Raw genomic sequence first — 25,910 nt, forward strand, 5'->3', positions numbered from 1 at the left:
CGCCATGACCAGACCCGGATTTCGTATCGCCTTGTTGGCCACGCTGCTGGCGTTGTTCGTAGTGCTACTCGGGGCCTATACCCGGCTTACTCATGCCGGCCTGGGTTGTCCTGACTGGCCGGGTTGTTACGGATTCATAAGCGTGCCCGCCAGCGACCGGCAACTGGCCCATGCGCTGTTGCACTTCCCGGGCTCGCCGGTGCATGTCGAGAAAGGCTGGAGCGAGATGATCCATCGCTACTTCGCAGGCGGGCTGACCCTGGCAATTGCATGGTTGGCGATACAGGCCTGGCAGCGTCGAAAACTGAGCGGACAGCCGCTGAAACTGCCGCTGTCGCTGCTGGGTGTGGTGCTGCTCCAGGCAGCCTTCGGCATGTGGACTGTGACCCTCAAACTCTGGCCGCAAGTTGTCACGGCGCATCTGCTGGGCGGTGTGGCGACCCTGAGTCTGCTGTTCCTGCTGACCCTGCGTTTGAGTGGCGCCCTCGCGCCATTGCCGCAAGTGCCCGCGCGCCTGCGCCGCTGGGCAGCACTCGGGCTGCTGCTGGTTACGTTGCAGATCGCGCTGGGAGGTTGGGTCAGTGCCAATTATGCAGCGCTGGCCTGCACTGATGTGCCCACCTGCCAGGGCCAATGGTGGCCGGATACCGACTTCACCAATGGCTTTCATCTGACCCAGCACATCGGTCCCAACTATCTGGGCGGCAAGCTCGACAACGAGGCACGTACCGCGATCCATCTGAGCCACCGCGTCGGAGCGTTGTTGGTGACAGGCACGCTGCTGAGCCTGGCCTGGCAACTCAAGCGCGCCGGACTCAAGGGAATGGCGAGCGGCTTGTTACTGGCGCTGGGCATGCAGATCGCTCTGGGCATCGGCAATGTGCTGCTGCACCAGCCGCTGTCCCTGGCGCTGGCCCATAGCGCGGGCGGTGCGGGCCTTATGTTGACGCTGATATTGATCAATTTTCGTACACGCACGGCCTTCAGCCGAAAACCGCACAGGCTGGATCGCGCCAGTCTGCCGATACCCTGGACCACCCTGAAAAAGGACACCCTGCGATGAGCGTATTGAGCCGCAATGGTCAGGCGGTATGGCGTGATTACCTTGAGCTGACCAAGCCCAGAGTCGTGATGCTGATGTTGCTGACCTCGCTCGTCGGCATGTTGCTGTCCAGCCACAGCAGCATTCCCTGGACTGTCCTGCTGTTCGGCAATCTGGGGATTGGCTTGTGTGCCAGTAGTGCAGCGATCATCAATCATGTAGTGGACCGGCATATCGATGCGCTGATGACACGCACGCATGAACGGCCGCTTGCCCAGGGACGAATTGCCCCGGAAAGCGCCTTGATCCTGGCCTTGCTGCTGACCCTGCTCGGCCAGTTTCTGCTGCTGGCGTTCACCAACCCGCTGACCGCCTGGCTGACTCTGGCATCGTTGCTGGGCTATGCAGTGATCTACACCGGCTTTCTGAAGCGCGCAACGCCGCAGAACATTGTCATCGGCGGGCTGGCCGGAGCTGCGCCGCCCTTGCTCGGCTGGGTGGCCGTGACCGGGCAGATCAGCGCAGAACCCTTGTTGCTGGTGCTGATCATCTTCGCCTGGACCCCGCCGCACTTCTGGGCCCTGGCGATTCATCGCAAGGCCGACTATGCCAGGGCCGGTGTTCCGATGCTGCCGATCACCCATGGCGAGCACTACACCAAACTGCATATCGTGCTGTATACCTGCATCCTGTTCGCCGTCAGCCTGCTGCCCTATGTGATTCACATGAGCGGCCTGACATACCTGTTTTGCGCCCTGTTGCTGGGTTTGCGCTTCCTGCACTGGAGCCGGGTGCTGTACCGTGGCACTCGACCGCACGCGGCCATCGACACCTTCAAGTACTCTATCTATTACTTGTTGCTGCTGTTCATAGCCCTGCTCACCGATCACTACCTACTGCCGAAGCCATGACCCGAAACCAGAAAACCGTATTTATCCTTGTCGCTATCGTGGCCTTGATCCTGGGCCTGACCCTCAATCGCGCGCTGTCCGGCAAAGGTGCGGGCGATCAGACGGCCCTGATCGATGCGGGGATTATCCTGCTGCCGCAAAGCCGCAACCTGCCTGATCTGAAGATGCTCGACCAGAACGGCGAAACGGTCGTCATGAATCAGTTGAAGGACAAGTGGACGCTGCTGTTCTTCGGCTACACCTTCTGCCCGGACATCTGCCCGACCACCCTGGCGCAGATCCGCCAGATCAAGAGCGAGCTGCCCAAGGACGTGGTCGGCAACCTGCGTGTGGTGCTGATCAGCGTCGATCCAAACCGCGATACGCCGCAGCAGCTCAAGCAATACCTGGGTTATTTCGACAAGGAATTCGTTGGCCTGACCGCTTCGGTAGCGGACCTGCAGAAGCTGGCCAATGCGGTGAGCATTCCGTTCATTCCTGCCGATACCAGCAAGCCGAACTACACCGTTGACCACAGCGGAAACCTGGCACTGCTGGGGCCGGACGGCACTCAGCGAGGGTTCATTCGCGCACCGTTGAGCAGCCAGAAGCTGGTGGTGCAATTGCCAGGGTTATTGCAGAGGAAGTGAGTGCAGAAGCGGATTCATCCGCGAAGAAGGCATGACAGACGACAAATATTTATCGAATGTACTGGCCTTTTCGCGGATCAATCCGCTCCCACAGGGGGGCAGCGTGTTTTGATCAGAACGCTGGAACCACGGCGCCTTTGTACTTCTCGACGATGAACGCCTTCACTTCAGGGCTGTTCAGCGCAGCAACCAGTTTCTTGATGCCGTCGGAATCCTTGTTGTCCGGGCGGGCAACCAGAATGTTGGCGTAAGGCGACTCGGCACCTTCGATCACCAGCGCATCCTTGGTTGGATCGAGCTTGGCGCCCAGCGCGTAGTTGGTGTTGATCAGCGCCAGATCGACCTGAGTCAGCACGCGCGGCAGGGTGGCAGCTTCCAGCTCACGGAACTTCAGGTTTTTCGGGTTGCTCGCCACATCCTTGGGCGTGGCCAGGATGCTGGTCGGGTCCTTGAGGGTGATCAGACCGGCCTTGGCCAGCAGCAGGAAGGCACGGCCTTCGTTGGTTGCATCGTTTGGCAGGGCAACGGTTGCACCGCTTGGCAGGTCTTCCAGTTTCTTGAACTTGTCCGAGTAGGCGCCAAACGGCTCTACGTGAACCTTGGCAACGGTAACCAGATTGGTACCCTTGCCCTTGTTGAACTCATCCAGGTACGGTTGGTGCTGGAAGAAGTTGGCGTCCAGACGCTTTTCGGCAACCTGTACGTTCGGCTGGATGTAGTCGGTGAAGACCTTGACCTTCAAATCAACACCTTCCTTGGCCAGGACCGGTTTGACGAACTCCAGGATCTCGGCATGCGGGACGGCCGTGGCCGCGACGCTCAGGGTTTCGTTGGCCTGCGCGGACAATGCTGTAACGGCAGCAAATACGGCCAGTAGTTTTTTCATGCAACAGCTCCTTTAAGAGGCCCGCACACAGCAGGCCGTTACCCACAAATTCGGTTAGCGATGAGTGAAATGCGCAACCAGTCGGTCACCGATGGTTTGCAGGATCTGCACCAACACCAACAGCAATACGACTGTCACGAACATCACATCGTTCTGGAAACGCTGATAACCATAACGGATCGCCAGGTCACCCAGCCCGCCTGCACCCACGGCACCGGCCATGGCAGTGAAGGACACCAGCGCAATGGCGGTCACGGTAATCGCCGCCAGGATGCCGGGGCGCGCCTCGGGCAACAGCGCCTTGAGGATGATCTGCCGGGTGGTGGCGCCCATGGCCTGGGTCGCCTCGATGATGCCCTTGTCCACTTCACGCAGGGCGGTTTCCACCAGCCGGGCGAAGAATGGCGTAGCACCGGCAATCAGCGGCGGCAGCGTCCCCAGAATCCCCAGTGACGTGCCGGTGATGATTTCGGTCAGCGGCATCATCACGATCAGCAGGATGATGAAGGGCAGGGCGCGCAGCATGTTGACGATCAGCCCGACCGTCGCATACAGCTGCTTGTGCTCCAGCAACTGGCGCGGCGAGGTCAGGAACATCAGCACGCCCAGCGGCAGGCCCAGCAGGATGGTGAAACCCAGCGAGACACTGAGCATGATCAGGGTATCGCCGGTAGCGAGCCAGATTTCATACCAGTCGACGTTGGAAAACAGACTCAGGAAAGCGTCCATCAGCGCAGCACCTCCATATGAACGTCAGCGGCGGTGAAGCGAGCGAAGGCAGCGTCCATGTCGCCGCCGGTAATCGCCAGGGTCAGTTGCCCGTAAGGCGTGTCCTTGATGCGGTCGATACGACCGGCCAGGATGCTGTAGTCGACGCCGGTTTCCCGGGCGACCGTGCCCAGCAGCGGCGCGTAGGTCGCATCGCCCTGGAAGGTCAGGCGCACGATGCGGCCCTGGACGTGAGCGAAGTCGTCACGCTGCTCGTTTTCGTCGACCTGCTCGTGCTCCTGCACGAAGCGTTTGGTGGTCGGATGCTGCGGATGCAGGAACACATCGGCCACATTGCCCTGCTCGACGATCACCCCGGCGTCCATCACCGCGACCTGGTCGCAGACACGACGGATCACATCCATCTCGTGAGTGATGAGCACGATGGTCAGTTTCAGTTCGCGATTGATCTCGGCCAGCAACTGCAACACCGACGCGGTGGTCTGTGGGTCCAGGGCGCTGGTGGCTTCATCGCACAGCAGGATCTTTGGCTTGGTGGCCAGGGCCCGGGCAATCCCGACCCGCTGCTTTTGCCCGCCGGACAATTGCGCAGGGTATTTTTTGGCGTGGGCAGACAGCCCGACGCGCTCCAGCAACTCTGCCACTCGCTGATCGATCTGGCTGCGAGGCATATCGCCCGCCAGGGTCAGCGGCATGGCAACGTTGTCGGCCACGGTCTTGGAAGCCAGCAGATTGAAGTGCTGGAAAATCATCCCGACCTGCTGGCGAAAGCGCCGCAGGCCATCGGCGTCGAGGGCCGTGACATCTTCGTCATCAACCACGATCTGCCCGCCACTCGGGGTTTCGAGGCGGTTGATCAGGCGCAGCAGAGTACTTTTGCCGGCACCGGAATGGCCGATCAGGCCGAATACCTGGCCGTCTTCGACACGCAGGCTGGTGGGATGCAGGGCCGGTATTTCCTTGCCTGCAACCCGATAAGTTTTGTGGACGTTATGAAACTCGATCACGGAGCGAACCTTGTGGGGGCGCGTTAAAAAATCAGCGCAGTGGCCGGGCAGCCACTTGCTTCGTTACCTCGGCAGGATAAGCCGGGCGCGCATTTTAGCCTGTCCCGACAGTGCTGCTTAGCATTTATTTGCTCGCTTACATGCTCAATTGGCATAACGCGACCGGTGGTGCCAATGCCGCTGAAATTTACTGAACGGCACTTTGCCTCACGGGTCACTCTTTAAACACCGTGATTCCCCTGGCTTGCCAAGGGAGTTTGATCATAGAGCCCGGCATGCAAGCCAGGCCTGGGAATAAGGAGTCGTACCCGATGTCTACGCCGAAAAAGCCCCCTCAGAGCAATCCACAGAAAAGTGAGCTGGCAGGAACAGACACCCTCGACCGAGGCAATACCAACGAAAAGCTGGAAAGCCTCGAAACGTTTCGCTCCGACGCCACCAATCAGGCCTTGCGCACCAACCAGGGCGTGAAGATCGCCGATAACCAGAACACGCTGAAAGCGGGCAGCCGCGGTCCTTCGCTGCTCGAAGATTTCATCATGCGCGAGAAGATCACCCATTTTGACCATGAGCGTATTCCTGAGCGGATCGTGCATGCACGCGGCGTAGGCGCGCATGGCTACTTTCAGAGTTATGACGATCACGCCACCTTGAGCAAGGCCGGTTTTCTGCGTGATCCGGGCAAGAAAACCCCGGTCTTCGTACGTTTTTCCACCGTGCAGGGGCCTCGCGGATCGGGCGATACAGTGCGCGACGTCCGCGGCTTTGCGGTCAAGTTCTATACCGATGAAGGCAACTTCGATCTGGTCGGCAACAACATGCCGGTGTTCTTCATCCAGGATGCGATCAAGTTCCCCGACTTCGTCCACGCGGTAAAACCCGAGCCGCATAACGAAATCCCCACCGGTGGTTCGGCGCACGACACCTTCTGGGATTTCGTGTCGCTGGTTCCGGAGTCCGCGCATATGGTGCTGTGGACCATGTCCGATCGCGCCATCCCGAGAAACCTGCGCACCATGCAGGGTTTCGGTGTGCACACCTTTCGCCTGATCAACACCGAGGGCAAATCGACCTTCGTCAAGTTTCACTGGAAACCCAAGTACGGCGTCTGTTCGCTGGTGTGGGACGAAGCGCAGAAACTGGCCGGCAAGGATACCGACTTCCATCGCCGCGACCTGTGGGAATCCATTGAGATGGGCGATTACCCAGAGTGGGAACTGGGCGTGCAGATCGTCGCCGAGGAAGACGAACACAACTTCGATTTCGACCTGCTGGACCCGACCAAGATCATCCCTGAAGAACTGGTGCCGGTCACGCCGCTGGGCAAGATGGTCCTCAACCGCAACCCGGACAATTTCTTTGCCGAAACCGAACAGGTTGCCTTCTGCCCAGGGCATATCGTGCCGGGCATCGACTTCTCCAATGACCCGCTGCTGCAAGGCCGGCTGTTCTCGTACACCGACACCCAGATCAGCCGTCTCGGTGGCCCGAACTTCCACGAGATCCCGATCAACCGTCCGGTTGCGCCCAACCACAGCGGTCAGCGCGATGCACAGCACCGCATGACCATCGACAAGGGCCGCACCTCTTATGAACCGAACTCGATTGATGGCGGCTGGCCGAAAGAAACACCTGTCGCGGCTCAGAACGGCGGTTTCGAGAGCTATCCGGAGCGGATCGAGGCGCACAAGGTACGTGAGCGCAGCGAGTCGTTCGGCGATCACTTTTCCCAGGCCACGCTGTTCTTCAACAGCATGAGCCATCATGAGAAAGAGCACATCATTTCGGCCTACAGCTTCGAGCTGGGCAAGGTCGAACGCGAGTTCATCCGTGCGCGGGTAGTAAACGAGATTCTGGCCAATATCGATCTGCAACTGGCCAGCCGCGTTGCCGCGAATCTGGGACTGGCTGCGCCAAAGACGGGAACAGTCGCCGCCAGAACTTCGTCCCTGAGCGAATCACCTGCCCTCAGCCAGGCCAACCTGCTCTCCGGCGATATCGTTTCACGCAAGGTCGCGATTCTGGTTGCCGATGGTGTGGACGGCAAGGCTGTGGCAGCCATGCAAAAGGCACTGCAAGCCGAAGGTGCTCACAGCAAGGTTCTGGGGCCAAGTTCTGCCCCGGTGAAGACCGCCGACGGCAAGAGCTTGCCGGTGGATGCATCGATGGAAGGCATGCCTTCAGTGGCGTTCGATGCGGTATTCGTGCCTGGCGGCAAGGAGGCGTTGAAAGCCTTAAGCACCGATGGGGTGGCCCTGCACTTCGTGCTGGAAGCCTACAAACACCTCAAGGCCATCGCCGTTGCCAAGGACGCCAAGGCTTTGCTGGACTTGCTGCATCTGGATGAAGACGCCGGGTTGCTGGTGGCTGCAGACGGTTCCTATGCAGCGTTCTTCAAGGCGATTGCCCAGCATCGGGTATGGGACCGGGAAGTCAAAGCCAAGGCTGTGCCGGCTTGATGATTTCGCGGATGAATCCGCTCCTGCAGACGGTGTGGGAGCGAATTCATTCGCGAACAATTCTTACGGAAGTTTTGCCGGCTTCAGAACAATCTGCGCCTGTTCATTACGCTCGATCTGACGGCGCAGTTCCAGCTCGAAATCCGGATTGATCTTGACCACGCGCTTGGTCAGCAGGGTCGCCAGCCATGGGTAATCATCGGTGCGTGGCACCTGCAACAGGACTTCGCAGTTGAACGCAACGGTATCTGCGGCAATGGCGTCCAGTTGACGGCGTAATTGCGGCATATCACCAATTTTAAGATCGATGGTGGTGCTTTCGGCTGCCGGATCGATCAGCTTCGCCACGCGCCGGGCTTCGGCAGCGCGCAATTCGGCTTCGGCCTTGTCCAGCTCAGCCTTGCGGGCATGAGCGATGGCACCATTCACCCCACTGGTCAGTGCCGGAGCCTTGGGCATCAAGGCGCGGGCGCGGCTCAGTGCAGCGGCAGCAGCATTCATGTCGCCCTTTTGCAGGCCGATCTGGCTGCGGCTCAGATAGGCTTCAGCCAGTCGACGCTGGAAGGGCTCCAGCCGAATATCGGTAGGCGCTGCAGCCTGCAACGCCGCCAACTGCTCTTCGGCAGTCGCCAACTCATTGCTGGTAATGCTTTGCTCAAGCTGTGCGAACCCGTCCGGCTGAACTTCGGCCACAGGTGTTTCAACGGTTGGGGCGCTCTGACAGGCACCCAACAGGATGGAAAACGCGACAAGCAGCAGATAACGGGAGGCGAGCGGCTTCATTCCTGCGATTCTCTAGGTTGCGCAAAAAACGAGCAAGTCTACACCGCTCGCTTGGGGAGAACAAAGCTGAGCAAGAACAGTGCCGCAGCGGAAACCACAATAGACGGTCCGGCCGGGGTGTCCTTGAACCATGACAACGATAGCCCAAAACACACAGCCGTCACGCCCAGCAAGCTTGCACCCAGTGCCATTTGCTCCGGCGAGCGGGCGTGACGCTGTGCCGCAGCGGCGGGAATGATCAGCAACGACGTGATCAGCAATACCCCGACGATTTTCATTGCCACGGCGATCACCACGGCAATCAGCAGCATCAGCGTCATGCGCAACGCCGCCACCGGCAGGCCTTCGACCCTGGCCAGTTCTTCGTGCACGGTTATCGCCAGCAACGGCCGCCACAGGCTAAGGATCAAGACCAGCACGACCGCGCTGCCGCCCAGAATCCAGCCCAGATCCGTCGGGCTGATCGCCAGCAGATCCCCGAACAGGTAGCCCATCAGGTCGATACGCACGTCATGCATGAAGCTCAGGACCACCAGCCCGAGGGACAAGGTACTCGGAGCGAGGATCCCCAGCAGCGTGTCCGAAGCCAGCGGCTGGCGCTGTTGCAGAGTGACCAGCAGGATTGCCAGCAGCAAACAGCCGACCGTCACGGCAATCGTGGGGCTGACGTCAAGCAGGAAACCCAGGGCCACGCCGAGCAGGGCGGCATGAGAAAGGGTGTCGCCAAAATAGGCCATGCGCCGCCAGACCACGAAAGACCCCAGCGGACCGGCAACCACTGCCAGGGCCAGGCCTGCGAGCAAGGCGTAGAGAAGAAAATCAGCCATGCTTGCAGTGGTCTCCGTGGACATGGGTGTGAGTAGCGGACGCCGTCTGCGCGTCCTCGCTCACGACTTCGCCATGCAGGTCATGGGCATGGTCGTGATGGTGGTGATAGATCGCCAGGCTTTGCGCGTTCTTGCCGAACAGTTCGACAAACGCCGGATCGTTGCTGACCTGTTCCGGATGCCCGGAGCAGCAGACGTGACGATTCAGGCACACCACCTGGTCGGTGGTGCTCATCACCAGATGCAGGTCATGGGAAACCATCAGCACGCCGCAGCCATGGCGATCCCGCAGACGGGTAATCAGGCTGTACAGCTCGGCCTGCCCGGCAACATCGACGCCCTGCACCGGCTCGTCGAGAACCAGCAGCTCGGGCTCGCGCAGCAAGGCACGGGCCAGCAGGACCCGCTGCATCTCGCCACCGGAAATCCCTTGCAGCGGGCTGTCGATGACTTTCTCGGCCCCGACTTCCTGAAGCGCAGCCAGGGCAGCAGCGCGATCCACGCCCGGCACCAGTCGCAGAAAGCGCAACACCGACAGCGGCAACGTCTGGTCCACATGCAGCTTCTGCGGCATGTAGCCGACCCGCAAGCCGGGTTTGCGCCAGACCGTTCCGGTATCGGGCTTGAGCAGCCCCAGTACGGCACGCACCAGCGTGGTCTTGCCGGCACCATTGGGGCCGATCAGGGTGACGATCTCTCCGGGGCTGACATTCAGCTGGATGTTGTGCAGAACGTTTTGCCCGGCCAGCGTAACAGCCACCTGCTCCAGGCGAATCAACGCATTACTCATCAGGCAGCCTTGCAGCCGGAGCAGATGCCGACGATTTCGACGGTCTGGCCTTCAACCTGAAAACCGACTTCGCCAGCCGCCTTGACCACGGCATCACTGATGGAGGCTTGCTGCAACTCGATTGCGGCATGGCACTCGCGGCAGATCAGGAACTGGCCCTGATGCGCATGCGTCGGGTGATTGCAGCCAGTGAAGGCGTTGAGCGAGGCAATGCGGTGCACAAGACCGTTTTCCAGCAGGAAATCCAGCGCACGGTAAACGGTAGGCGGCGCAGCGCGGCGACCGTCTTCGTCACTCAGCACCGCCAGGATGTCGTAGGCACCCAGCGGCTTGTGGCTTTGCCAGACCAGCTCCAGCACGCGACGACGCAATGTCGTCAGGCGCAGACCTTTGCTGGCGCACAGCGCATCGGCTTCTGTGAGCGCGGAATGCACGCAATGGGAATGATCATGTGGACGGCTGGCCAGCGGTGTAATAGGCATGAGCGGCGACGATATTTGCTAGAGACGTTATTATGTTACCCGTTCCTGTCTGATATGAGTGGTTCAAGTGCGTCGTCTTCTTAACCTTTTTGTCGTTTTGTCGGCCAGTTGGCTGGCTGTCACCCCCGTCCAGGCAGAGGTTCGGGTTCTCACCAGCATCAAGCCCTTGCAGCTGATTGCAGCGGCTGTACAGGATGGCGTGGGTACGCCGGAAGTGCTTTTGCCGCCCGGCGCATCGCCGCATCACTACGCCTTGCGTCCATCCGACGTACGGCGCGTGAATGACGTCGAGCTGCTGTACTGGATCGGCCCGGACATGGAGAGCTTCCTGCCGCGGGTCATTCAGGGCCGCAAACTGCCTGCGGTTGCCGTGCAGTCCTTGCCGGGCATGCATCTGCGCCATTTTGAGGCAGATAGCGCGTCACATGACGATGACCATGATCACGACCATGGTGCCAATGAGCACGACCACGATCATCGCCCCGGCAGCCTGGACTCGCACCTGTGGTTGTCCACCGTCAATGCCCGGGTGATCGCCGAGAAGATGGCCGCCGACCTTGGCGCAGCCGACCCGGACAACGCGGCTCGCTATACCAGCAATGCCCAGGCCTTCGCCAAGCGTCTCGATGCCCTGGATACCCGGATCAAGACCCGCGTCAGCGCGGTTTCGGGCAAGCCATATTTCGTCTTCCACGAAGCCTTCGATTACTTTGAAGAGGCCTATGGGCTCAAGCATACCGGCGTGTTCAGCGTCGCGGCCGAAATCCAGCCGGGCGCCCAACATGTGGCGGCCATGCGCGAGCGCTTGAAGGCAACGGGCAAGACCTGCGTGTTCAGCGAGCCACCGCTACGCCCACGCCTGGCCGAAACCCTGACCGCAGGCCTGCCGGTGAAACTGGCCGAACTGGACGCGCTGGGCGGCTACACACCCGCCACCGCTCAGGGTTATGAGCAGGTATTGCAGAAGCTGGGCGATGATCTGGCAGGCTGCCTGGAAAGTCTGTAGGAACGGATTTATCCGCGAAGACGGTATTTTAAACGACATACTTCTGTCGGATGTACCGGCTCTTCGCGAATGAATTCGCTCCCACCTGTAGCGAACGTTACAGGGCAAACGGCAACGGAAGATTAACCTCCTGGCGCAACGCCAGACGCCGCTCGAACTCTGCCGGATCATGGATCAGCACGTCTTGCCCGGCGAAGGTTTCGGCGGCGATCAGGCGTGACAGCCAGAAACGCACGCAACCCACGCGCAGCATGGTCGCCCAGAGTTTCGTCTCGCTGGCGGTGAAAGGCCGCAAGGCCGCATAGGCACCCAGCAAGGCTTTTGCGCGGACCGGATCGATCTGGCCGTCCGGCAGCGAACACCAGTCGTTCAAGGCAATCGCCAGGTCATAGAGCATCGGCCCGGAGCAGGCGTTGTAGAAATCGATCAGCCCGGTCAGGTGGGTGCCTTCAAACAAGGCATTGTCGCGGAACAGGTCGGCGTGCAGGTTGGCCCGTGGCAGCGCCATGATCTGCGGCTGGAGCGCTTCGATTTCCTGCAGGACCTTGTCCAGCAAGGTTCTCTGCGGCTGCTCCAGGTGCGAAAGGAAGTTGCGGCCTTCGCTGAGCATCCAGTCCAGGCCACGATCGGTCTTGCGCTCCAGCACATTGTTGCGGGTCGCCAGATGCAGTTTGCCCAACAGCTCACCGATCTGTACGCAATGCTGGGTATTTGGCTCGCTGATGTGCTTGCCCGGCAGGCGTGGCTGCAGCAACGCAGGCTTTTGCGCCAGCTCGCGCAACGCCTGGCCATCGGTGGTGCGCAAGGCATAGGGCACCGGCAGATCGGCGTCATGCAGCACGTCCAGCAGCTCGATGAAGAACGGCAAATCCTGAATCGGACCACGCTCGACGAGGGTCAGGACGAACTCGCCACGTTCCAGGCTGATGAAGTAATTGGTGTTTTCACTACCTGCGGCAATGCCTTGAAAGTCGAGCAAACGGCCGAGCCCGTACGGGGCAAGAAATGTTTCCAGCTCGGGCCGAGCCAGTGGGGTAAAAACGGACATATCAGGACTGCCAGCAAAATAAGTGAATTTAGGATGTTACCAGCTGAATATTTCCCACTGCGGGATCAGCATGTCCGGTTGGTCCGAACGGATGAAATTGGGACTTGTACCATCGGCGCGCACGAGAAAATAAGGTTTTCCATTCTTGGGCGTGATCTTCACCGCGTACAGGAAGCCGTTCTGGCGATACTCCTGGATGGTCTTGTCTCCGTCGGTGCGAATGGTAACGTCTGGAGCATCCGTCACTGAAGAATCTTGCGCTGAAACCGGAATCAGGGGGCAAAGTACCAACAGGCCGGCCAACAACAGTCGATTTGCTGCGCGCATGATAACCTTGTCCCTTTGTCGTCAATGGTCCTCGCATTCTAGCGCCGACCCCGCCGAAAAGGTTGATTCTGCACATGAGCCAAGCACCCCTCGTCCTGGTGGACGGTTCTTCTTACCTGTACCGCGCCTTTCACGCGCTGCCACCTCTCACCACGTCCAAGGGGTTGCCGACGGGGGCCGTCAAGGGCGTGCTGAACATGCTCAAGAGCCTGCGCCGGCAATACCCGAAAAGCCCGTTCGCAGTGGTGTTCGATGCCAAGGGCGGGACTTTCCGTGACGAGTTGTTCGCCGAGTACAAGGCCAATCGCCCGAGCATGCCGGATGACCTGCGCGTGCAGGTCGACCTGCTGCATGCCTGCGTCAAGGGCATGGGTTATCCGTTGCTGTGCGTGGAAGGCGTGGAAGCTGACGACGTGATCGGCACCCTGGCGCGCAGCAGCGCGGCGGCGGATCGTCCGGTCATCATCTCCACCGGCGACAAGGACATGGCGCAACTGGTCGACGGACACATCACGCTGGTCAACACCATGACCGGTAGCGTGATGGATGTGGAGGGCGTGAAAGAGAAGTTTGGCGTTGGCCCTGAACATATCATCGATTACCTGGCCCTGATGGGCGATAAGGTCGACAACATTCCTGGCGTTCCCGGCGTCGGTGAAAAAACCGCCGTAGGCCTGCTGGTCGGTGTGGGCGGTGGTTTGAAAGAGCTGTATGAAAACCTCGACCTGGTAGCGGGCATGTCGTTCCGCGGCGCCAAGACCATGGCACCCAAGCTCGAAGAGCACCGCGCCATGGCGTTCCTGTCCTATGAACTGGCGACCATCAAGATCGATGTGCCGCTGGACATCACCCTCGACGAGTTGCAGGTCGGCGAACCGGACCGGGAAAAGCTCGCCGAGCTGTACACCGAGCTGGAATTCAAGAGCTGGCTGGAAGACTTGCAGCGCGAAGCCAAGCGCGCAGGCCAGGAGATCGTCAAGGAAGAGGTCGTTTCCAGTGTCGTACTGGATTACAAAACGATCCTCGATCAAGCGGACTTTGACCTCTGGCTGGAAAAACTGCGCAACGCCAGACTGATCGCCTTCGACACTGAAACCACTGGTCTGAATGCCCAGCAGGCACAACTGGTAGGCCTGTCCTTTGCCGTAAAACCCGGTGAAGCCGTCTACATTCCGTTGACCCATTCCTATATGGGCGTGCCTGATCAACTGGATCGCGACACAGTATTGCGGGCACTCAAGCCGCTGCTGGAAGACCCGGCGATCCTCAAGGTCGGGCAAAACGCCAAGTTCGACATGAATATTCTGGCCAACTGTGCGATTGGCGGCGATCAGGACTGCGGCATTACGGTTCAGGGCGTGGCTTTCGACACCATGCTCGAATCCTACGTGCTGAACTCCGTGGCGACTGCACACGACATGGACAGCCTGGCGATGAAGTATCTCGGGCACCAGACCACCAGCTTTGAAGACATTGCCGGCAAGGGTAAAAAGCAGCTGACGTTCGACCAGATATCGCTGGAACAGGCCGGTCCTTACGCGGCGGAAGACGCCGACGTGACCTTGCGCCTGCATCAGACCCTGTCGGCAAAACTGGAAGCGGAGCCGGATCTGTATCGCGTACTGACCGAGATCGAAATGCCGCTGGTCCCGGTGCTGGCGAAGATCGAACGCGAAGGCGCGAAGGTCGATGCCAACCTGCTGGGCATTCAAAGTGTCGAGCTGGGCAACACCATGGTCGAGCTGGAGCGGCAGGCATTCACTCTGGCGGGCGAGGAGTTCAACCTGGGCTCTCCGACCCAGTTGGGAAAAATCCTTTACGAAAAGCTGCAACTACCGGTTCTGGGCAAGACCCCCACTGGCAAACCGTCCACCTCCGAAGACGTGCTGATCAAGCTGTCCGAGCTGGAGCAGGGCAGTGAATTGCCCACGTTGCTGTTGCAGTATCGCTCGATCAGCAAGCTGAAAAGCACCTACACCGACAACCTGCCGGGGCAGATCAACCCGCGGACCGGGCGCGTGCATACCTCCTATAACCAGGCAGGTGCAGCCACGGGTCGTTTTTCGTCCAGCGAGCCCAACCTGCAGAACATTCCAGTGCGTACCGCGGAAGGGCGCAGGATTCGTCAGGCGTTCATCGCCAGGCCGGGTTACAAACTGCTGGCCGCCGACTATTCGCAGATCGAATTGCGGATCATGGCGCATCTGGCCAACGACGAAGGGTTGCTGGATGCCTTCCGCAATGGCCTGGACGTGCACCGTGCAACGGCCGCAGAGGTTTTCGGCGTCGAGCTGAATGAGGTCACCAACGATCAGCGCCGCAGCGCCAAGGCCATCAATTTCGGGCTTATCTATGGCATGGGCGCATCGGGCCTGGCCCGGCAGATCGGTGTCGATGGCAAGCAGGCCAAGGCGTATATCGAACGCTACTTCGCCCGCTACCCGGGCGTGCGCGAATACATGGAGCGTACCCGCGAGAAAGCCAAGGAGCAGGGTTACGTCGAAACCTTCTTCGGTCGCCGCCTGTATCTGCCGGAAATAAACTCCGATAACGGCATGAAACGAGCCGGAGCCGAGCGCACGGCGATCAACGCGCCGATGCAGGGTACGGCAGCCGATATCATCAAGAAGGCCATGGTGGCGGTGAACGAGTGGCTGGAAAGCTCCGGCCTGGATGCCCGGGTCATTCTTCAGGTTCACGACGAACTGGTGCTGGAAGTCCGTGAAGATCTGGTCGAGCAGGTCAGCGAACAGATTCGCCCGCACATGAGCAGCGCTGCGCAACTGGCAGTACCGTTGCTGGTTGAAGTGGGCGTGGGCAACAACTGGGACGAAGCGCACTGATCGCCAGGGGCGAGCCTGTATTCAGGCTCGCTCGCGCACCAGCAGCATGAATCGCGAACATGAACTTTTCGGCCCGGCGGGAACTTAACCCGCCAACCGCCAGTCAGAGATCTCGATTGGTTGAAAAACCCGTCATGCTCCTAGTTGTGTTAAGTGTTGGCAGATATCCGGATCCCGCCCTAAGGGTCTGGACCTTGAACCCCGAACTTCCCCCCTCCCCATATGAAGTCCGGGGTTTTTTTTGCCTGCGATTTACTCCTCGGCAGGCGTTTTGTCTTCCAGTTCCATCCAGTCGGCCAGAACGGTATAGGCTTCTTCCAGGCCCATGCGCTTGGGTGCCGAGAACAGCTGGATGGTGACTGCTTCGCCCCAGCCCTTGCGAATTTCCGACTGGACCTTGAGCAGCGTGTTCTTGGCTGCGCCGTAGGTCAGCTTGTCGGCCTTGGTCAACAGGATATGCATCGGCATATGGCTGGCGATTGCCCAGTCCAGCATCAGAAGGTCGAAGTCGGTCATTGGATGACGGATATCCATCATCAGAATCAGACCTTTCAGGCTTTCACGGCTGCCCAGATAGGCTTCCAGGTGACGCTGCCAGTGTTGCTTGAGCGGAATCGGCACCTTGGCGTAGCCGTAACCGGGCAAGTCCACCAGACGGCGTTCGTCATCCAGCTGGAAGAAGTTCAACAGCTGAGTGCGCCCTGGAGTTTTCGAGGTGCGCGCCAGGCTGGCGTGGGTCAGCGTGTTGAGTGCGCTCGACTTGCCGGCGTTGGAGCGTCCGGCAAACGCGACTTCAAAGCCTTCGTCATCGGGGCACTGATCGACCTTGGCGGCGCTGAGCATGAAAGTGGCCTGTTGGCACAGACCGAGGATGGGGTTCTTGAGCTGCATGTGATTTCCGGTGAAGGCCCTGCCTGCAAGGGGTGCGGCAAGAGGTGTCGTTTCCGTTTGAGTGGCGCGAGTATATAATGCCGCAAATTTTGTGTGTGAATTCCCCCTGCATCAAGGGGAAGAACACTGAAGCGAGAACTAATATGCGCATTAGAACGCAGTCCGCTTTCAACCTGAAAGGTTTTTACTGCGCAACAGGGCTTTGGAGCCCCCTTTTGCCAGGATCGAAACAATGCCGCGCGTGGAATGTGCAAGGACCGCAGTAGTTAGCATTTGCGAACCGACATCCTGAGGATGAGCAAATCATCTGCTACCTAACTTTTCACCATTAGCCGATTTGGATTACCTGATGAACAAATTATTCGTGAGTCTGCTGTTGACGCTTGGCATCAGTGGGGCGACCCAGGCCGCCGAGGTTACAGGTGATGCCACCGCCGGTCAGGCCAAGACGGCCGTCTGCGGCGCCTGCCATGGACCGGATGGCAACAGCATGGCTCCCAACTTCCCGAAGCTGGCGGGCCAGGGAGAACCATATCTGCTCAAGCAATTGCACGAGATCAAGGACGGCAAGCGCGTCGTACTTGAAATGACCGGCCTGCTGACGCCGCTCAACGATCAGGATCTTGCGGACATCTCCGCCTATTACGCCAGCCAGAAAGGCAGTGTCGGAGCGGCCGATCCCAATCTGGTCGCCCGGGGCGAAGCCTTGTTCCGTGGCGGCAAGCTGGATCAGGGCATGCCGGCCTGCACCGGTTGCCACTCCCCTGACGGCACCGGCAACGCCTCTGCCGGCTTCCCGCATCTGGGTGGTCAGCATGCCGATTACATCAAGAAACAATTGACCGCATTCCGCGAAGGCGACCGCGTCACCGATGGCGACACCATGGTCATGCGCTCCATCGCCGCCAAGCTGAGCAACAAGGATATCGAGGCTCTGGCGCAATATATCCAGGGTCTTCACTGATCGTCGCCTGAGCGTCAGGGCACGCAATTGGGGTGCTGGACGTGACGCGCTTCATGGCATGTGCAAAAAGGGTGGCTGCGGCCGCCCTTTTTTTTGATCGCCAGCGTTACACTAAGAACTCAAGCCTTGATGGCCGGTCGAAAAACCGTCATTTGAAGGCGACTTAATCTGCCCAGGAGTAAAGCATGCGTAATCTGATCATCAGCGCCGCTCTGGTTGCCGCCAGCCTGTTCGGTATGTCCGCTCAGGCGGCCACACCCATCGAAGCTGGTAAGCAATATGTCCAGTTGAGCAGCGCCGTGCCTGTCTCCGAGCCAGGCAAGATCGAAGTAGTGGAATTGTTCTGGTATGGCTGCCCGCATTGCTATGCGTTCGAGCCGACCATCAACCCGTGGATTGAAAAACTGCCTGCCGACGTGCACTTCGTGCGGATTCCGGCCATGTTCGGCGGCCCATGGGATGCACACGGCCAGCTGTTCATCACCCTCGACACCATGGGTGTAGAGCACAAGGTCCACGCGGCTGTATTCGAGGCCATCCAGAAAGGCGGCAAGCGTCTGACCGACCCGAACGACATGGCTGATTTCGTAGCCACCCAGGGCATCGATAAAGCCAAGTTCCTGGAAACGTTCAACTCCTTCGCCGTGAAGGGCAAGATCGCTCAGTACAAGGAACTGGCCAAGAAGTACGAAGTAACAGGTGTTCCAACCATGGTCGTCAACGGCAAATACCGTTTTGACCTGGGTTCGTCAGGTGGTCCGGAAGCCACCCTGCAGGTTGCCGACCAGCTGATCGCCAAAGAGCGAGCGGCTGCCAAAGCCGGCCAGTAAGCGCCGTCTGCCATGCGCCGCTGGGGCAAGGGCACGGAGCGAGTCGTTGGCCTGCATGATCCGCAGGTCAACGAGCATCATCTGCTGCAAAGCGGATTGCCTGCCGATGGCCGGCTGCGATTGCTCAGCTTCAATATCCAGGTCGGTATCAGCACCGAGCGCTACCGGCATTACCTGACCCGCGGCTGGCAGCATCTGCTACCGCACGTTGGGCGAGCCGGTAACCTGAAGAAGATTGGCGACCTGCTCAACGATTTCGACCTGGTGGCATTACAGGAAGCCGATGGCGGCAGCCTGCGCTCCGGCTTCGTCAACCAGGTCGAACATCTGGCCCATCTGGGCTCTTTCCCCTACTGGTATCAGCAGCTCAATCGCAACCTCGGGCGTCTGGGCCAGCACAGCAACGGCGTGCTCAGCCGTCTGCGCCCCGGAAAGATAGAAGACCATCCATTGCCCGGACCTGCCGGACGCGGTGCCATTCTGGTCCGTTTCGGTGAAGGCGAAGACGCACTGGTAGTGGTCATGATGCACCTGGCCCTGGGTGCACGTACCCGGGTACGGCAACTGGCCTATATCCGCGAGCTGATTGGCGGTTACCGTCATCAGGTGCTGATGGGCGACATGAATACCCATGCCATCGACTTGCTGGAGCATTCGCCCCTGCGTGACCTCGGGCTTCTGGCTCCGCAGGTCGAGGCAACCTTTCCCAGCTGGCGGCCGCAGCGCTGCCTTGATCATATTCTGCTCAGCCCGACGCTGACGCTGGAACGTGTTCAGGTACTGGCCCAACCCATTTCCGATCACCTGCCCGTTGCTGTAGAGATTCGCCTGCCAGCGTCATTGTGTGGCGACTCGCTACCCGTGCTCTCTGGTGGACCCCTTGAATGAGCGAAGAAGCCGAGCGCTGGAAAGAGAAGTATCTCAAGGGTATCGAGCAACAGGACCTGCTCGCTGAGCGCTGGAACGCACGACTCGACTTGCTGCGCCGCGGTCTTGTACGCAGCAGTCTGGCGGCGGAGGGTACGGATCGGTCGGTCGACGAATGCATGAAGGAAATGCGCGAAATCGTGCGCAAGGACGACATGGATGCGGGGCTGGCAGCCCTGATACCGCGCCTTGAAAAGGCCGTGCTGGATTCAGAACAACGTCGCGAAGTCAGGGTCGGGCAGATCAGCAGCGCCCTGAATGCGCTGGTTCACCAACTGCAGGCCCTGCCGCTGCCTCGGGAGGTGCGCAAACCCCTCAAGCGCTTTGCCAAGGACCTCGACGACCGCGCCTCCCAGGCTCGCGAATTACCGTTGCTGCTCAGTGAATTGAGCGGCTTGCAGGGTAAGGCGCTGACCTTGCTGGAAAAACACGATGAGGGCCCGCGTCCCGGTATTCTGCAGCGTCTGTTTGGTACTCGCGAAGAGACGAGCGATGCGCCGCATTCTCCCGAAGGCGCCCAGCCAGCACATCCGGTAGCAGTGCCTGTTTCGGTAGAGTCAGAGCCGGACAGCGATGACGAGAAACCTGAAGCCCATTCCGCGCCTGTGGCGACACCTGCGCCAGCGCCAACCCAGGCGACACCTGCACCTGCACCTGCACCTGCACCTGCACCTGCACCTGCACCTGCGGCAAAAGTGGAAGTTAAAACACCGGAAGTCGAGAAGACCGTAGAAACGTCTACTCCCGCCGCCGTACCGGAACCCGTCGCTGAAGCGCCGCAGCCGATGGAAGCGACAACCGTCGCACCATCATCCGTCGCACCAGCGCCACCCGCACCGGTTTCGACTGTACCGCAGGACCTGGTTACACCTACGCCCTCGGTTCCTTTCGAGCATGTGCCTGTTGCGCAGGCGCTCGTCGAGAGCGCCGAAGACGATGAGTCGGTGGAGGATGAGACACCTGAGGAAGAAGGCGCCAGCGAAGGCGATGCCGGCTATTCCCTGCCATCCTCCCCGGAGCCCAGCTACAGCTCGGTGGCGACCCACATCGAAGAAACCCTGTTGGGGCTGCTCAAGGACCTGACCCTGTCGGAGCATCATCGCCCGCAGGTCGAGGACATGCAGCTGCGCCTGAAGCACGGGCTCAACTGGTATGAACTGCTGCCGATCCTCGATGATCTGGCGGTTCTGATGCTGGCGATCAATAACGGTGGTCAGCAAGAGTTCGGGAGTTACCTCAAGCAACTCAACGAACGCCTGGAATCGTTCCAGAGCCATCTGCAGGCGGCCAGTGAAGACCATGCGGAGAATCAGTCCACCGCCCGCGACCTGAACGAGCAGTTGCGCGAACAGGTCGGCGGCCTGCAGAGCAGCGTACAGGACGCATCCGACCTGACCAGCCTCAAGCAGGTACTGGACAACAGGCTGGAAGGCCTGCTCAGCACGATGGATCGCTACCAGCGCAAACGTGACGACCGCGAGCAGGAAGTCGCCTCGCGCCTGCAAGGCCTGGCCGCCCGCGTCGCCAGTATGGAACAGGAAGCCCTGGGCTTCAGGATCCACCTTGAAGAACAGCGGCAAAAAGCGCTGATCGACCCGCTGACCAGCCTGCCCAACCGCGCCGCCTGGGGCGAACGCCTGGAACTGGAAATGGCGCAGTGGCAACAGGACAGGAACAGCCTGCTGGTCTGCATTCTGGACCTGGATCACTTCAAACGAATCAACGATAACTATGGCCACCTTGCCGGTGACAAAGTGCTGAAGATCGTTGCCAGCGTACTGAACAAGCGCTTGCGCTCCGGTGACTTTCTGGCGCGCTTCGGCGGCGAGGAGTTTGTCATGCTCCTGCCCGGTACCCAGGTCTCGACAGCCTTGAAGCTGCTGGATGAACTGCGGGCGGCAGTCGAACTCTGCCCGTTCCACTTCAAGGGCGAGCGGGTGACGATCACGGTTTCCATGGGAGTGACTGCCCTGCGCACTGGCGAACGCAGCGATGTGGCGCTCAAGCGTGCCGATCAGGCGTTGTATCGCGCCAAGGAAAATGGCCGCAACCGGGTCGAACAGGGCTGACTGAAACATCTGGAATCCATCAATGCTTCACGGATGAAGCAATTCAGGCGCATTTTGTTATGATGTTGCATTTGCTGCCGACGTATCCTGATTGCCCATGAAGCTGTTCTTTCCTGCACTCCTCCTTCTTGCCCTGACTGCCTGCTCCAGCGGCCCAAGGCTCGATACCAGCCACCCTTCGGTCAATCATGACGGTCGGGTCCAGTACGTGATCATGCATTACACCTCCGCGTCGCTCGAGCGCTCCCTGGAGTTGTTGACCCATGGCGAGGTCAGCAGCCATTACCTGATCGGCGACGACAACCCGGCAACCATCTACAAACTGGTCGATGAAGGCGCGCGCGCCTGGCATGCCGGGGAAAGTGAGTGGGAAGGACGCACCTGGCTCAACTCCAGCTCGATCGGCATCGAGATCGTCAATCCCGGCTACACGGACTCCCCGACAGGCCGCCTGTGGTATCCGTATACCGAAAGCCAGATCCAGTCGATCACCGTGCTGCTCAAGGACATCATCAAGCGCAACAACATCGACCCGCGGCACATCATTGGCCACAGCGATATCGCCCCGTTGCGCAAGCTCGATCCGGGGCCGCTGTTTCCCTGGAAACGACTGGCGCAGGAAGGCATCGGCATCTGGCCTGACGAACGGCTGGTTGCCCAGCATCAGGCAGCCATGATGAATAACCTGCCTGCCATCAGTTGGTTCCAGCAGCAATTGGCACGCCTGGGTTACACCACGCCGCAGACCGGCGAGCTGGACACCGCTACACGCCACGTTCTGGCGGCATTCCAGATGCATTACCGCCCAGCACGCTTCGACGGAGAACCCGACATCCAGAGCGCGGCCATCCTCCAGGTGCTGAACGGGACCCGCTGAGTCCGGCCTCCGGACTCCGTTCTTTACCAAGCTATTTGCGCGCTTGTTGCTATACCTGATGGATATTCACTCGGATATCCACTGATGCTCATCGCGCAAACGCGCCTTCGCATTAACCTTTCCCACCCTTGGCTGCTGGCGTTGCTGGCGGCTTTGTTGAGCGCGGCTGTGTTTTTATGCGCCAGCTTCGGGCTGGCGATGCATCAGGCACGACAGAACGAAAGCCTGCAGATGAACGCCCAGGGCGAGCGCTTCCTGGTAAGGCTGGAACAGCTTTTCGGCCAGTTGCGTGCGGGACTGGATCAACTGGAGCATCAGCCACTGCGGCGCTGCAGCCCGGAAATGGTCGGACGCTTGCGCGAAGTCATCTCCAGTAATCGTTTCATTTACGAAGCCGCGTACGTCGGGGATGCACGCACCTGTTCCAGTTGGCCACGTCCGAAGGTTCTTGGCGAGCCACGGGCACCGGACATTCGCGGCCCAACCTACGACTATTGGCTCAACACCTCGGCCCAGCCGGACGACAACCTGGCGGCACTGGTGCTGGGCCGTGGAGACTTCCGGGTTTCTACCTCACGGGGTCATCTGACCGATGTAGTCGATCTTCCGGTGGGCGGCAGCCTGCTGGTGATACTCGATAACGGCAGCCGGGCGATACCCGTGCTCGGACCTGCGCAGGACTGGCCCCCCGCCGGCGACTGGCAACCGCACAGCAATACCACGCTGATCACCACGCCCAACCAGTTGATCTACCGCATGCCGACGCAAAGCCCGGAATATCAACTGGTGCTGATAACACCGCGTACCGACCTGCAGGAAAAGATCACCGGATCCTGGTGGTTGCTGGTGCCGGCCAGCCTGCTGATGTCCTTGTGCATCGCGGCGCTGGTCCTGCAATTGATGCAACAACGCAAATCCCTGGGTGCCGAGCTATCGGGAGCATTGCGGCGCGGAGAACTGAAGGTTCTCTATCAACCCATCTTCAATCTGGAAACCCGCCTGTGCGTCGGTGCTGAAGCCCTGGTGCGCTGGCGCAGGCCGGACGGCACGCTGACCAGCCCGAACCTGTTCATCCCACTGGCTGAAAATACCGGGCAGATCCGGCAGATCACCGACTTCGTCTTGCAACAGTCCCTGGAAAAGCTCGGCCCGCTGCTGCGCGCCAATCCGCACCTGTACATTTCCGTGAACCTGGCTGCCTGCGATGTCATCGCCCCGCGCATCGGTCGGGTCACGGCCCGGCTGCTGGCACAGCACAAGGTTGCTGCACGCCAGATCGCCTTTGAAGTGACCGAACGCGGCCTGATCGATGTGGTGGTGGCCCGCAATCACCTGCAACTGCTGCGCGATCGCGGCCATCAGGTCCTGATCGACGATTTTGGCACGGGATATTGCAGCCTGGCTTACCTGCAGACCTTGCCGGTGGACTGCCTGAAAATAGACAAGGCCTTCATCGACGCCCTCGGACACGACGCCGCCAGCAGCGGCGTAGCCCCGCACATCATCCGCATGGCTCATGCGCTGCAATTGCGCGTGATCGCCGAAGGCATCGAATTCGAGTCCCAGGCGTTACTGCTCAAGAGCGAAGGGGTGGTCTACGGCCAGGGCTGGCTGTTCGCCCGCCCGTTGACCGCGACCAAGTTCTACGAACTGGTAACCGGCGGCCGCCGGGGCACGGGACGACGCAAGGATGATGTGGCGTAGGGTCTGCGACTATTTTTCAGTATCAGACAAATTGTTGCACTTCCTCAGACCTAGCGAATCCCTCTCCAAATCCTGCGCATGAGCTGGCTGGTACAATGCTGGTTTTTTTTACTTGCCTGGCTGTTTCGCAATGCAATGGAATGACCTGACCATCAATGGCAAAGCCTACAGCTTGGCGCATCTACACCCTTTTGAGCGGGTCTACGAGATTGCTGGAGAGCAGGTTACTGTCCTTTTTGAGTTCGGATTCCATTGTTTCACGGACGACAAAGGCAACGGTAAACAGCTTCATTTCAAAAGAGAGCATCGCTATTTTTCTGCCGAGCGTTATCACTACAGCTGTCAACTGCGGGAATACATTGATCGTCGTTTTTTTGAAGGGCTTGCAGTACCACATAACAGCAAGAAAGGCGGACAGCGCTATTTCTGCCTCGACCTGCATGATTACGCCATATTCTTTTCAATCAGCAAGCCACAGGGCACGGTCAACCGATTGAAACTGCATGTTATCTCTGCATACGAGGTCGACCAGTGGGGCCGGCACTCATTACCCAAAGGCAAGCCATTCAACGTTCGGTTCATTCTGGAGAAGCGGAACAGGGGAGAGTCGGTATAAAGCAAAAAGCCCCGATACTTTCGTATCGGGGCTTTTTGTGAATCTCAATATCGGCTTGTTCTTTCAGCTTTCGCCTATCCCGCTCACTGGCTAGGAGGGCTCACACCCCGAAATCAACACCCCTTCAGAAGAAGGTTCCGGTCTGTGTCGACGAACAGAAGCTTAGCAAACCATCAAGTACCATTCAACGATTGGTTGGGTACCTTAATGGCCTTTATGGAATGCATGATCTAAAGAGGCAACGCCATATAAAACTGCGTTCCCTGTCCTGGCCGTGAATAGACGCCCATGCGCCCGCCGTGCAGTTGCACGATTTCCTTGCATAGCGCCAGCCCCAGGCCGGCTCCGCCTTTCTTGCGGCCTACCTGCACGAAGGGTTCAAAGATTCGCCCTTGTTGCCCATAGGGAATCCCTTCGCCATTGTCTTCGATGCTGATGATTGCCCGCTCGCCATGACGCCGTGCCTGCAAGCGGATCAGGCCGTTTTCGGGGGTATGGCGCAGGGCGTTATCCAGCAGGTTGTCGAGCACTCGCTCCAGTTGCGCCTGATCGGCGTGCAGGCGTGGTACGGGCTGCTGGATATCCAGCATCAAGACGATATTGCGCTCCCGGGCCTGCTCCTCGAAGCGGCCTTTGGCTTCTTCGAGCAGTTGTTCGATGGTGCAGGGGGCCAGTTTGAGTTTTTGCAGGCCGTTCTGATAACGCGAGAAATTCAGCAGGTCGTTGATCAGTTGCATCAGGCGCTGCATTTCTTCGGTAATGGTGTTGAGCAGGTCGGCTTCACGGGACTCTGCCGCGAAGTGCAGACGCTCCTGCAACAGACCGAACGCCATATGAATACCGGTGACCGGCGTACGCAATTCATGTGAAGCACGCAGGACGAACTCGCTGCGTACCCGCTCGAAAGCCCGTTGCTCGGTTACATCGCGCAGCACCATCACCGCGCCGAGAATGTGGCCCTTGGTGTGGCTGACGGGCGTGAGGCTGTAAGTCAGCAGGCGGGACTCGCCTTCGATCTCGATGCTCAGGTCTTCCGGAGCGTGCTCCAGGGTTCCGCCACGCAGGATCAGGAATAACTGATCGTCCAGCTCGGGATGCTCCAGCGCTTCACCAAGCCCACGGCCAAGACGACTCTCGTCCCAGCCGAGCTGACGCTGGGCAACAGGGTTCAAATGCTCCAGGCGACCTTGCCGGTCAATCATCAGCAGGCCGTCGTCGATACTGTCGAGCACCGCTTGCAGGCGTTGCTGGCCGGCCAGCAAC

At 59.6% G+C, this 25,910-nt stretch carries 24 protein-coding genes; 13 read left to right on the plus strand and 11 right to left on the minus strand.

The window, feature by feature from the left end; all coding sequences use genetic code 11:
* Positions 1-4 precede the first annotated feature (4 nt).
* The 3 genes from ALQ04_RS05730 to ALQ04_RS05740 are packed head-to-tail and all read left to right on the plus strand — an operon-like array spanning position 5 to position 2,582.
* A complete protein-coding gene (locus ALQ04_RS05730; protein ID WP_122314873.1) occupies positions 5-1,063 on the plus strand; it encodes a heme A synthase in 1,059 nt (352 codons plus the stop codon).
* On the plus strand, positions 1,060-1,953 hold the full coding sequence (gene cyoE / locus ALQ04_RS05735) for a heme o synthase (protein WP_122314874.1): 894 nt from the start codon (positions 1,060-1,062) through the stop codon (positions 1,951-1,953). Before ALQ04_RS05730 ends, cyoE begins: the two co-directional genes overlap by 4 nt.
* Positions 1,950-2,582, plus strand: coding sequence for an SCO family protein (locus ALQ04_RS05740; protein WP_122314875.1), 633 nt, complete (start codon positions 1,950-1,952; stop codon positions 2,580-2,582). Before cyoE ends, ALQ04_RS05740 begins: the two co-directional genes overlap by 4 nt.
* Before the next feature lie 112 nt (positions 2,583-2,694).
* Here the strand turns inward: ALQ04_RS05740 and ALQ04_RS05745 are convergent, their stop codons facing one another.
* The 3 genes from ALQ04_RS05745 to ALQ04_RS05755 are packed head-to-tail and all read right to left on the minus strand — an operon-like array spanning position 2,695 to position 5,204.
* Positions 2,695-3,468, minus strand: a complete 774-nt coding sequence (locus ALQ04_RS05745; protein ID WP_122314876.1) for a MetQ/NlpA family ABC transporter substrate-binding protein — start codon at positions 3,466-3,468, stop codon at positions 2,695-2,697.
* Positions 3,469-3,522: 54 nt separating this feature from the next.
* Positions 3,523-4,197, minus strand: a complete 675-nt coding sequence (locus tag ALQ04_RS05750) for a methionine ABC transporter permease (RefSeq protein ID WP_122314877.1) — start codon at positions 4,195-4,197, stop codon at positions 3,523-3,525.
* Positions 4,197-5,204, minus strand: a complete 1,008-nt coding sequence (locus ALQ04_RS05755) for a methionine ABC transporter ATP-binding protein (RefSeq protein ID WP_122314878.1) — start codon at positions 5,202-5,204, stop codon at positions 4,197-4,199. The genes ALQ04_RS05750 and ALQ04_RS05755 overlap by 1 nt, the downstream gene beginning before the upstream one ends.
* Positions 5,205-5,479: 275 nt before the next feature.
* On the opposite strand from ALQ04_RS05755, the gene katE reads away from it, so the two are divergent.
* The gene (gene katE, locus ALQ04_RS05760) at positions 5,480-7,663 is read left to right on the plus strand and encodes a catalase HPII (RefSeq protein ID WP_122314879.1); all 2,184 of its coding nucleotides are present in this window, start codon (positions 5,480-5,482) and stop codon (positions 7,661-7,663) included.
* A gap of 63 nt (positions 7,664-7,726) precedes the next feature.
* Here the strand turns inward: katE and ALQ04_RS05765 are convergent, their stop codons facing one another.
* From ALQ04_RS05765 to ALQ04_RS05780, 4 genes are read right to left on the minus strand one after another with little or no spacing between them, the layout of a single operon-like run.
* On the minus strand, positions 7,727-8,446 hold the full coding sequence (locus ALQ04_RS05765; protein ID WP_122314880.1) for a PA5502 family lipoprotein: 720 nt from the start codon (positions 8,444-8,446) through the stop codon (positions 7,727-7,729).
* A 38-nt stretch (positions 8,447-8,484) separates the two neighbouring features.
* Positions 8,485-9,273, minus strand: a complete 789-nt coding sequence (znuB, locus tag ALQ04_RS05770) for a zinc ABC transporter permease subunit ZnuB (RefSeq protein WP_122314881.1) — start codon at positions 9,271-9,273, stop codon at positions 8,485-8,487.
* Positions 9,266-10,063 (minus strand): zinc ABC transporter ATP-binding protein ZnuC, encoded by a 798-nt coding sequence (gene znuC, locus ALQ04_RS05775; protein WP_122314882.1) that lies wholly within the window; start codon positions 10,061-10,063, stop codon positions 9,266-9,268. Before znuC ends, znuB begins: the two co-directional genes overlap by 8 nt.
* A complete protein-coding gene (locus tag ALQ04_RS05780; RefSeq protein ID WP_122314883.1) occupies positions 10,063-10,545 on the minus strand; it encodes a Fur family transcriptional regulator in 483 nt (160 codons plus the stop codon). Before ALQ04_RS05780 ends, znuC begins: the two co-directional genes overlap by 1 nt.
* Before the next feature lie 67 nt (positions 10,546-10,612).
* Between ALQ04_RS05780 and znuA the strand changes: the two genes are divergently transcribed.
* Positions 10,613-11,551 (plus strand): zinc ABC transporter substrate-binding protein ZnuA, encoded by a 939-nt coding sequence (gene znuA, locus ALQ04_RS05785; RefSeq protein ID WP_122314884.1) that lies wholly within the window; start codon positions 10,613-10,615, stop codon positions 11,549-11,551.
* 97 nt (positions 11,552-11,648) lie between these two features.
* Here the strand turns inward: znuA and ALQ04_RS05790 are convergent, their stop codons facing one another.
* Both ALQ04_RS05790 and ALQ04_RS05795 read right to left on the minus strand, forming a co-directional pair.
* Positions 11,649-12,599, minus strand: coding sequence for a homoserine kinase (locus ALQ04_RS05790; RefSeq protein ID WP_122314885.1), 951 nt, complete (start codon positions 12,597-12,599; stop codon positions 11,649-11,651).
* Positions 12,600-12,635: 36 nt separating this feature from the next.
* A complete protein-coding gene (locus tag ALQ04_RS05795; protein WP_122314886.1) occupies positions 12,636-12,926 on the minus strand; it encodes a DUF2782 domain-containing protein in 291 nt (96 codons plus the stop codon).
* A gap of 74 nt (positions 12,927-13,000) precedes the next feature.
* On the opposite strand from ALQ04_RS05795, the gene polA reads away from it, so the two are divergent.
* Positions 13,001-15,769 (plus strand): DNA polymerase I, encoded by a 2,769-nt coding sequence (gene polA / locus ALQ04_RS05800; RefSeq protein WP_183142116.1) that lies wholly within the window; start codon positions 13,001-13,003, stop codon positions 15,767-15,769.
* 252 nt (positions 15,770-16,021) lie between these two features.
* Here the strand turns inward: polA and yihA are convergent, their stop codons facing one another.
* A complete protein-coding gene (yihA, locus tag ALQ04_RS05805) occupies positions 16,022-16,660 on the minus strand; it encodes a ribosome biogenesis GTP-binding protein YihA/YsxC (RefSeq protein WP_122314888.1) in 639 nt (212 codons plus the stop codon).
* A gap of 349 nt (positions 16,661-17,009) precedes the next feature.
* Here yihA and ALQ04_RS05810 point away from each other — a divergent pair, with 349 nt between their 5' ends.
* The 7 genes from ALQ04_RS05810 (at position 17,010) to ALQ04_RS05840 (ending at position 24,647) form a co-directional block, all read left to right on the plus strand.
* A complete protein-coding gene (locus tag ALQ04_RS05810) occupies positions 17,010-17,624 on the plus strand; it encodes a cytochrome c (protein ID WP_122314889.1) in 615 nt (204 codons plus the stop codon).
* Between the two features lie 185 nt (positions 17,625-17,809).
* A complete protein-coding gene (locus ALQ04_RS05815; RefSeq protein WP_122314890.1) occupies positions 17,810-18,454 on the plus strand; it encodes a thiol:disulfide interchange protein DsbA/DsbL in 645 nt (214 codons plus the stop codon).
* Positions 18,455-18,466: 12 nt separating this feature from the next.
* On the plus strand, positions 18,467-19,342 hold the full coding sequence (locus tag ALQ04_RS05820; RefSeq protein WP_122314891.1) for an endonuclease/exonuclease/phosphatase family protein: 876 nt from the start codon (positions 18,467-18,469) through the stop codon (positions 19,340-19,342).
* Positions 19,339-21,450 (plus strand): GGDEF domain-containing protein, encoded by a 2,112-nt coding sequence (locus ALQ04_RS05825; protein WP_122314892.1) that lies wholly within the window; start codon positions 19,339-19,341, stop codon positions 21,448-21,450. The genes ALQ04_RS05820 and ALQ04_RS05825 overlap by 4 nt, the downstream gene beginning before the upstream one ends.
* A 97-nt stretch (positions 21,451-21,547) precedes the next feature.
* A complete protein-coding gene (locus ALQ04_RS05830; protein ID WP_122314893.1) occupies positions 21,548-22,327 on the plus strand; it encodes an N-acetylmuramoyl-L-alanine amidase in 780 nt (259 codons plus the stop codon).
* 84 nt (positions 22,328-22,411) lie between these two features.
* Entirely contained in the window at positions 22,412-24,031 is a 1,620-nt protein-coding gene (locus ALQ04_RS05835) for an EAL domain-containing protein (RefSeq protein ID WP_122314894.1), read from the plus strand.
* 130 nt (positions 24,032-24,161) lie between these two features.
* The gene (locus ALQ04_RS05840) at positions 24,162-24,647 is read left to right on the plus strand and encodes a hypothetical protein (protein ID WP_259644940.1); all 486 of its coding nucleotides are present in this window, start codon (positions 24,162-24,164) and stop codon (positions 24,645-24,647) included.
* Between the two features lie 230 nt (positions 24,648-24,877).
* Here the strand turns inward: ALQ04_RS05840 and ALQ04_RS05845 are convergent.
* On the minus strand, positions 24,878-25,910 hold a 1,033-nt coding region (locus tag ALQ04_RS05845; protein ID WP_122314895.1), incomplete at its 5' end, for a cell wall metabolism sensor histidine kinase WalK.

It is taken from the genome of Pseudomonas cichorii, assembly GCF_003700275.1.
Taxonomy (GTDB): domain Bacteria; phylum Pseudomonadota; class Gammaproteobacteria; order Pseudomonadales; family Pseudomonadaceae; genus Aquipseudomonas; species Aquipseudomonas cichorii_B.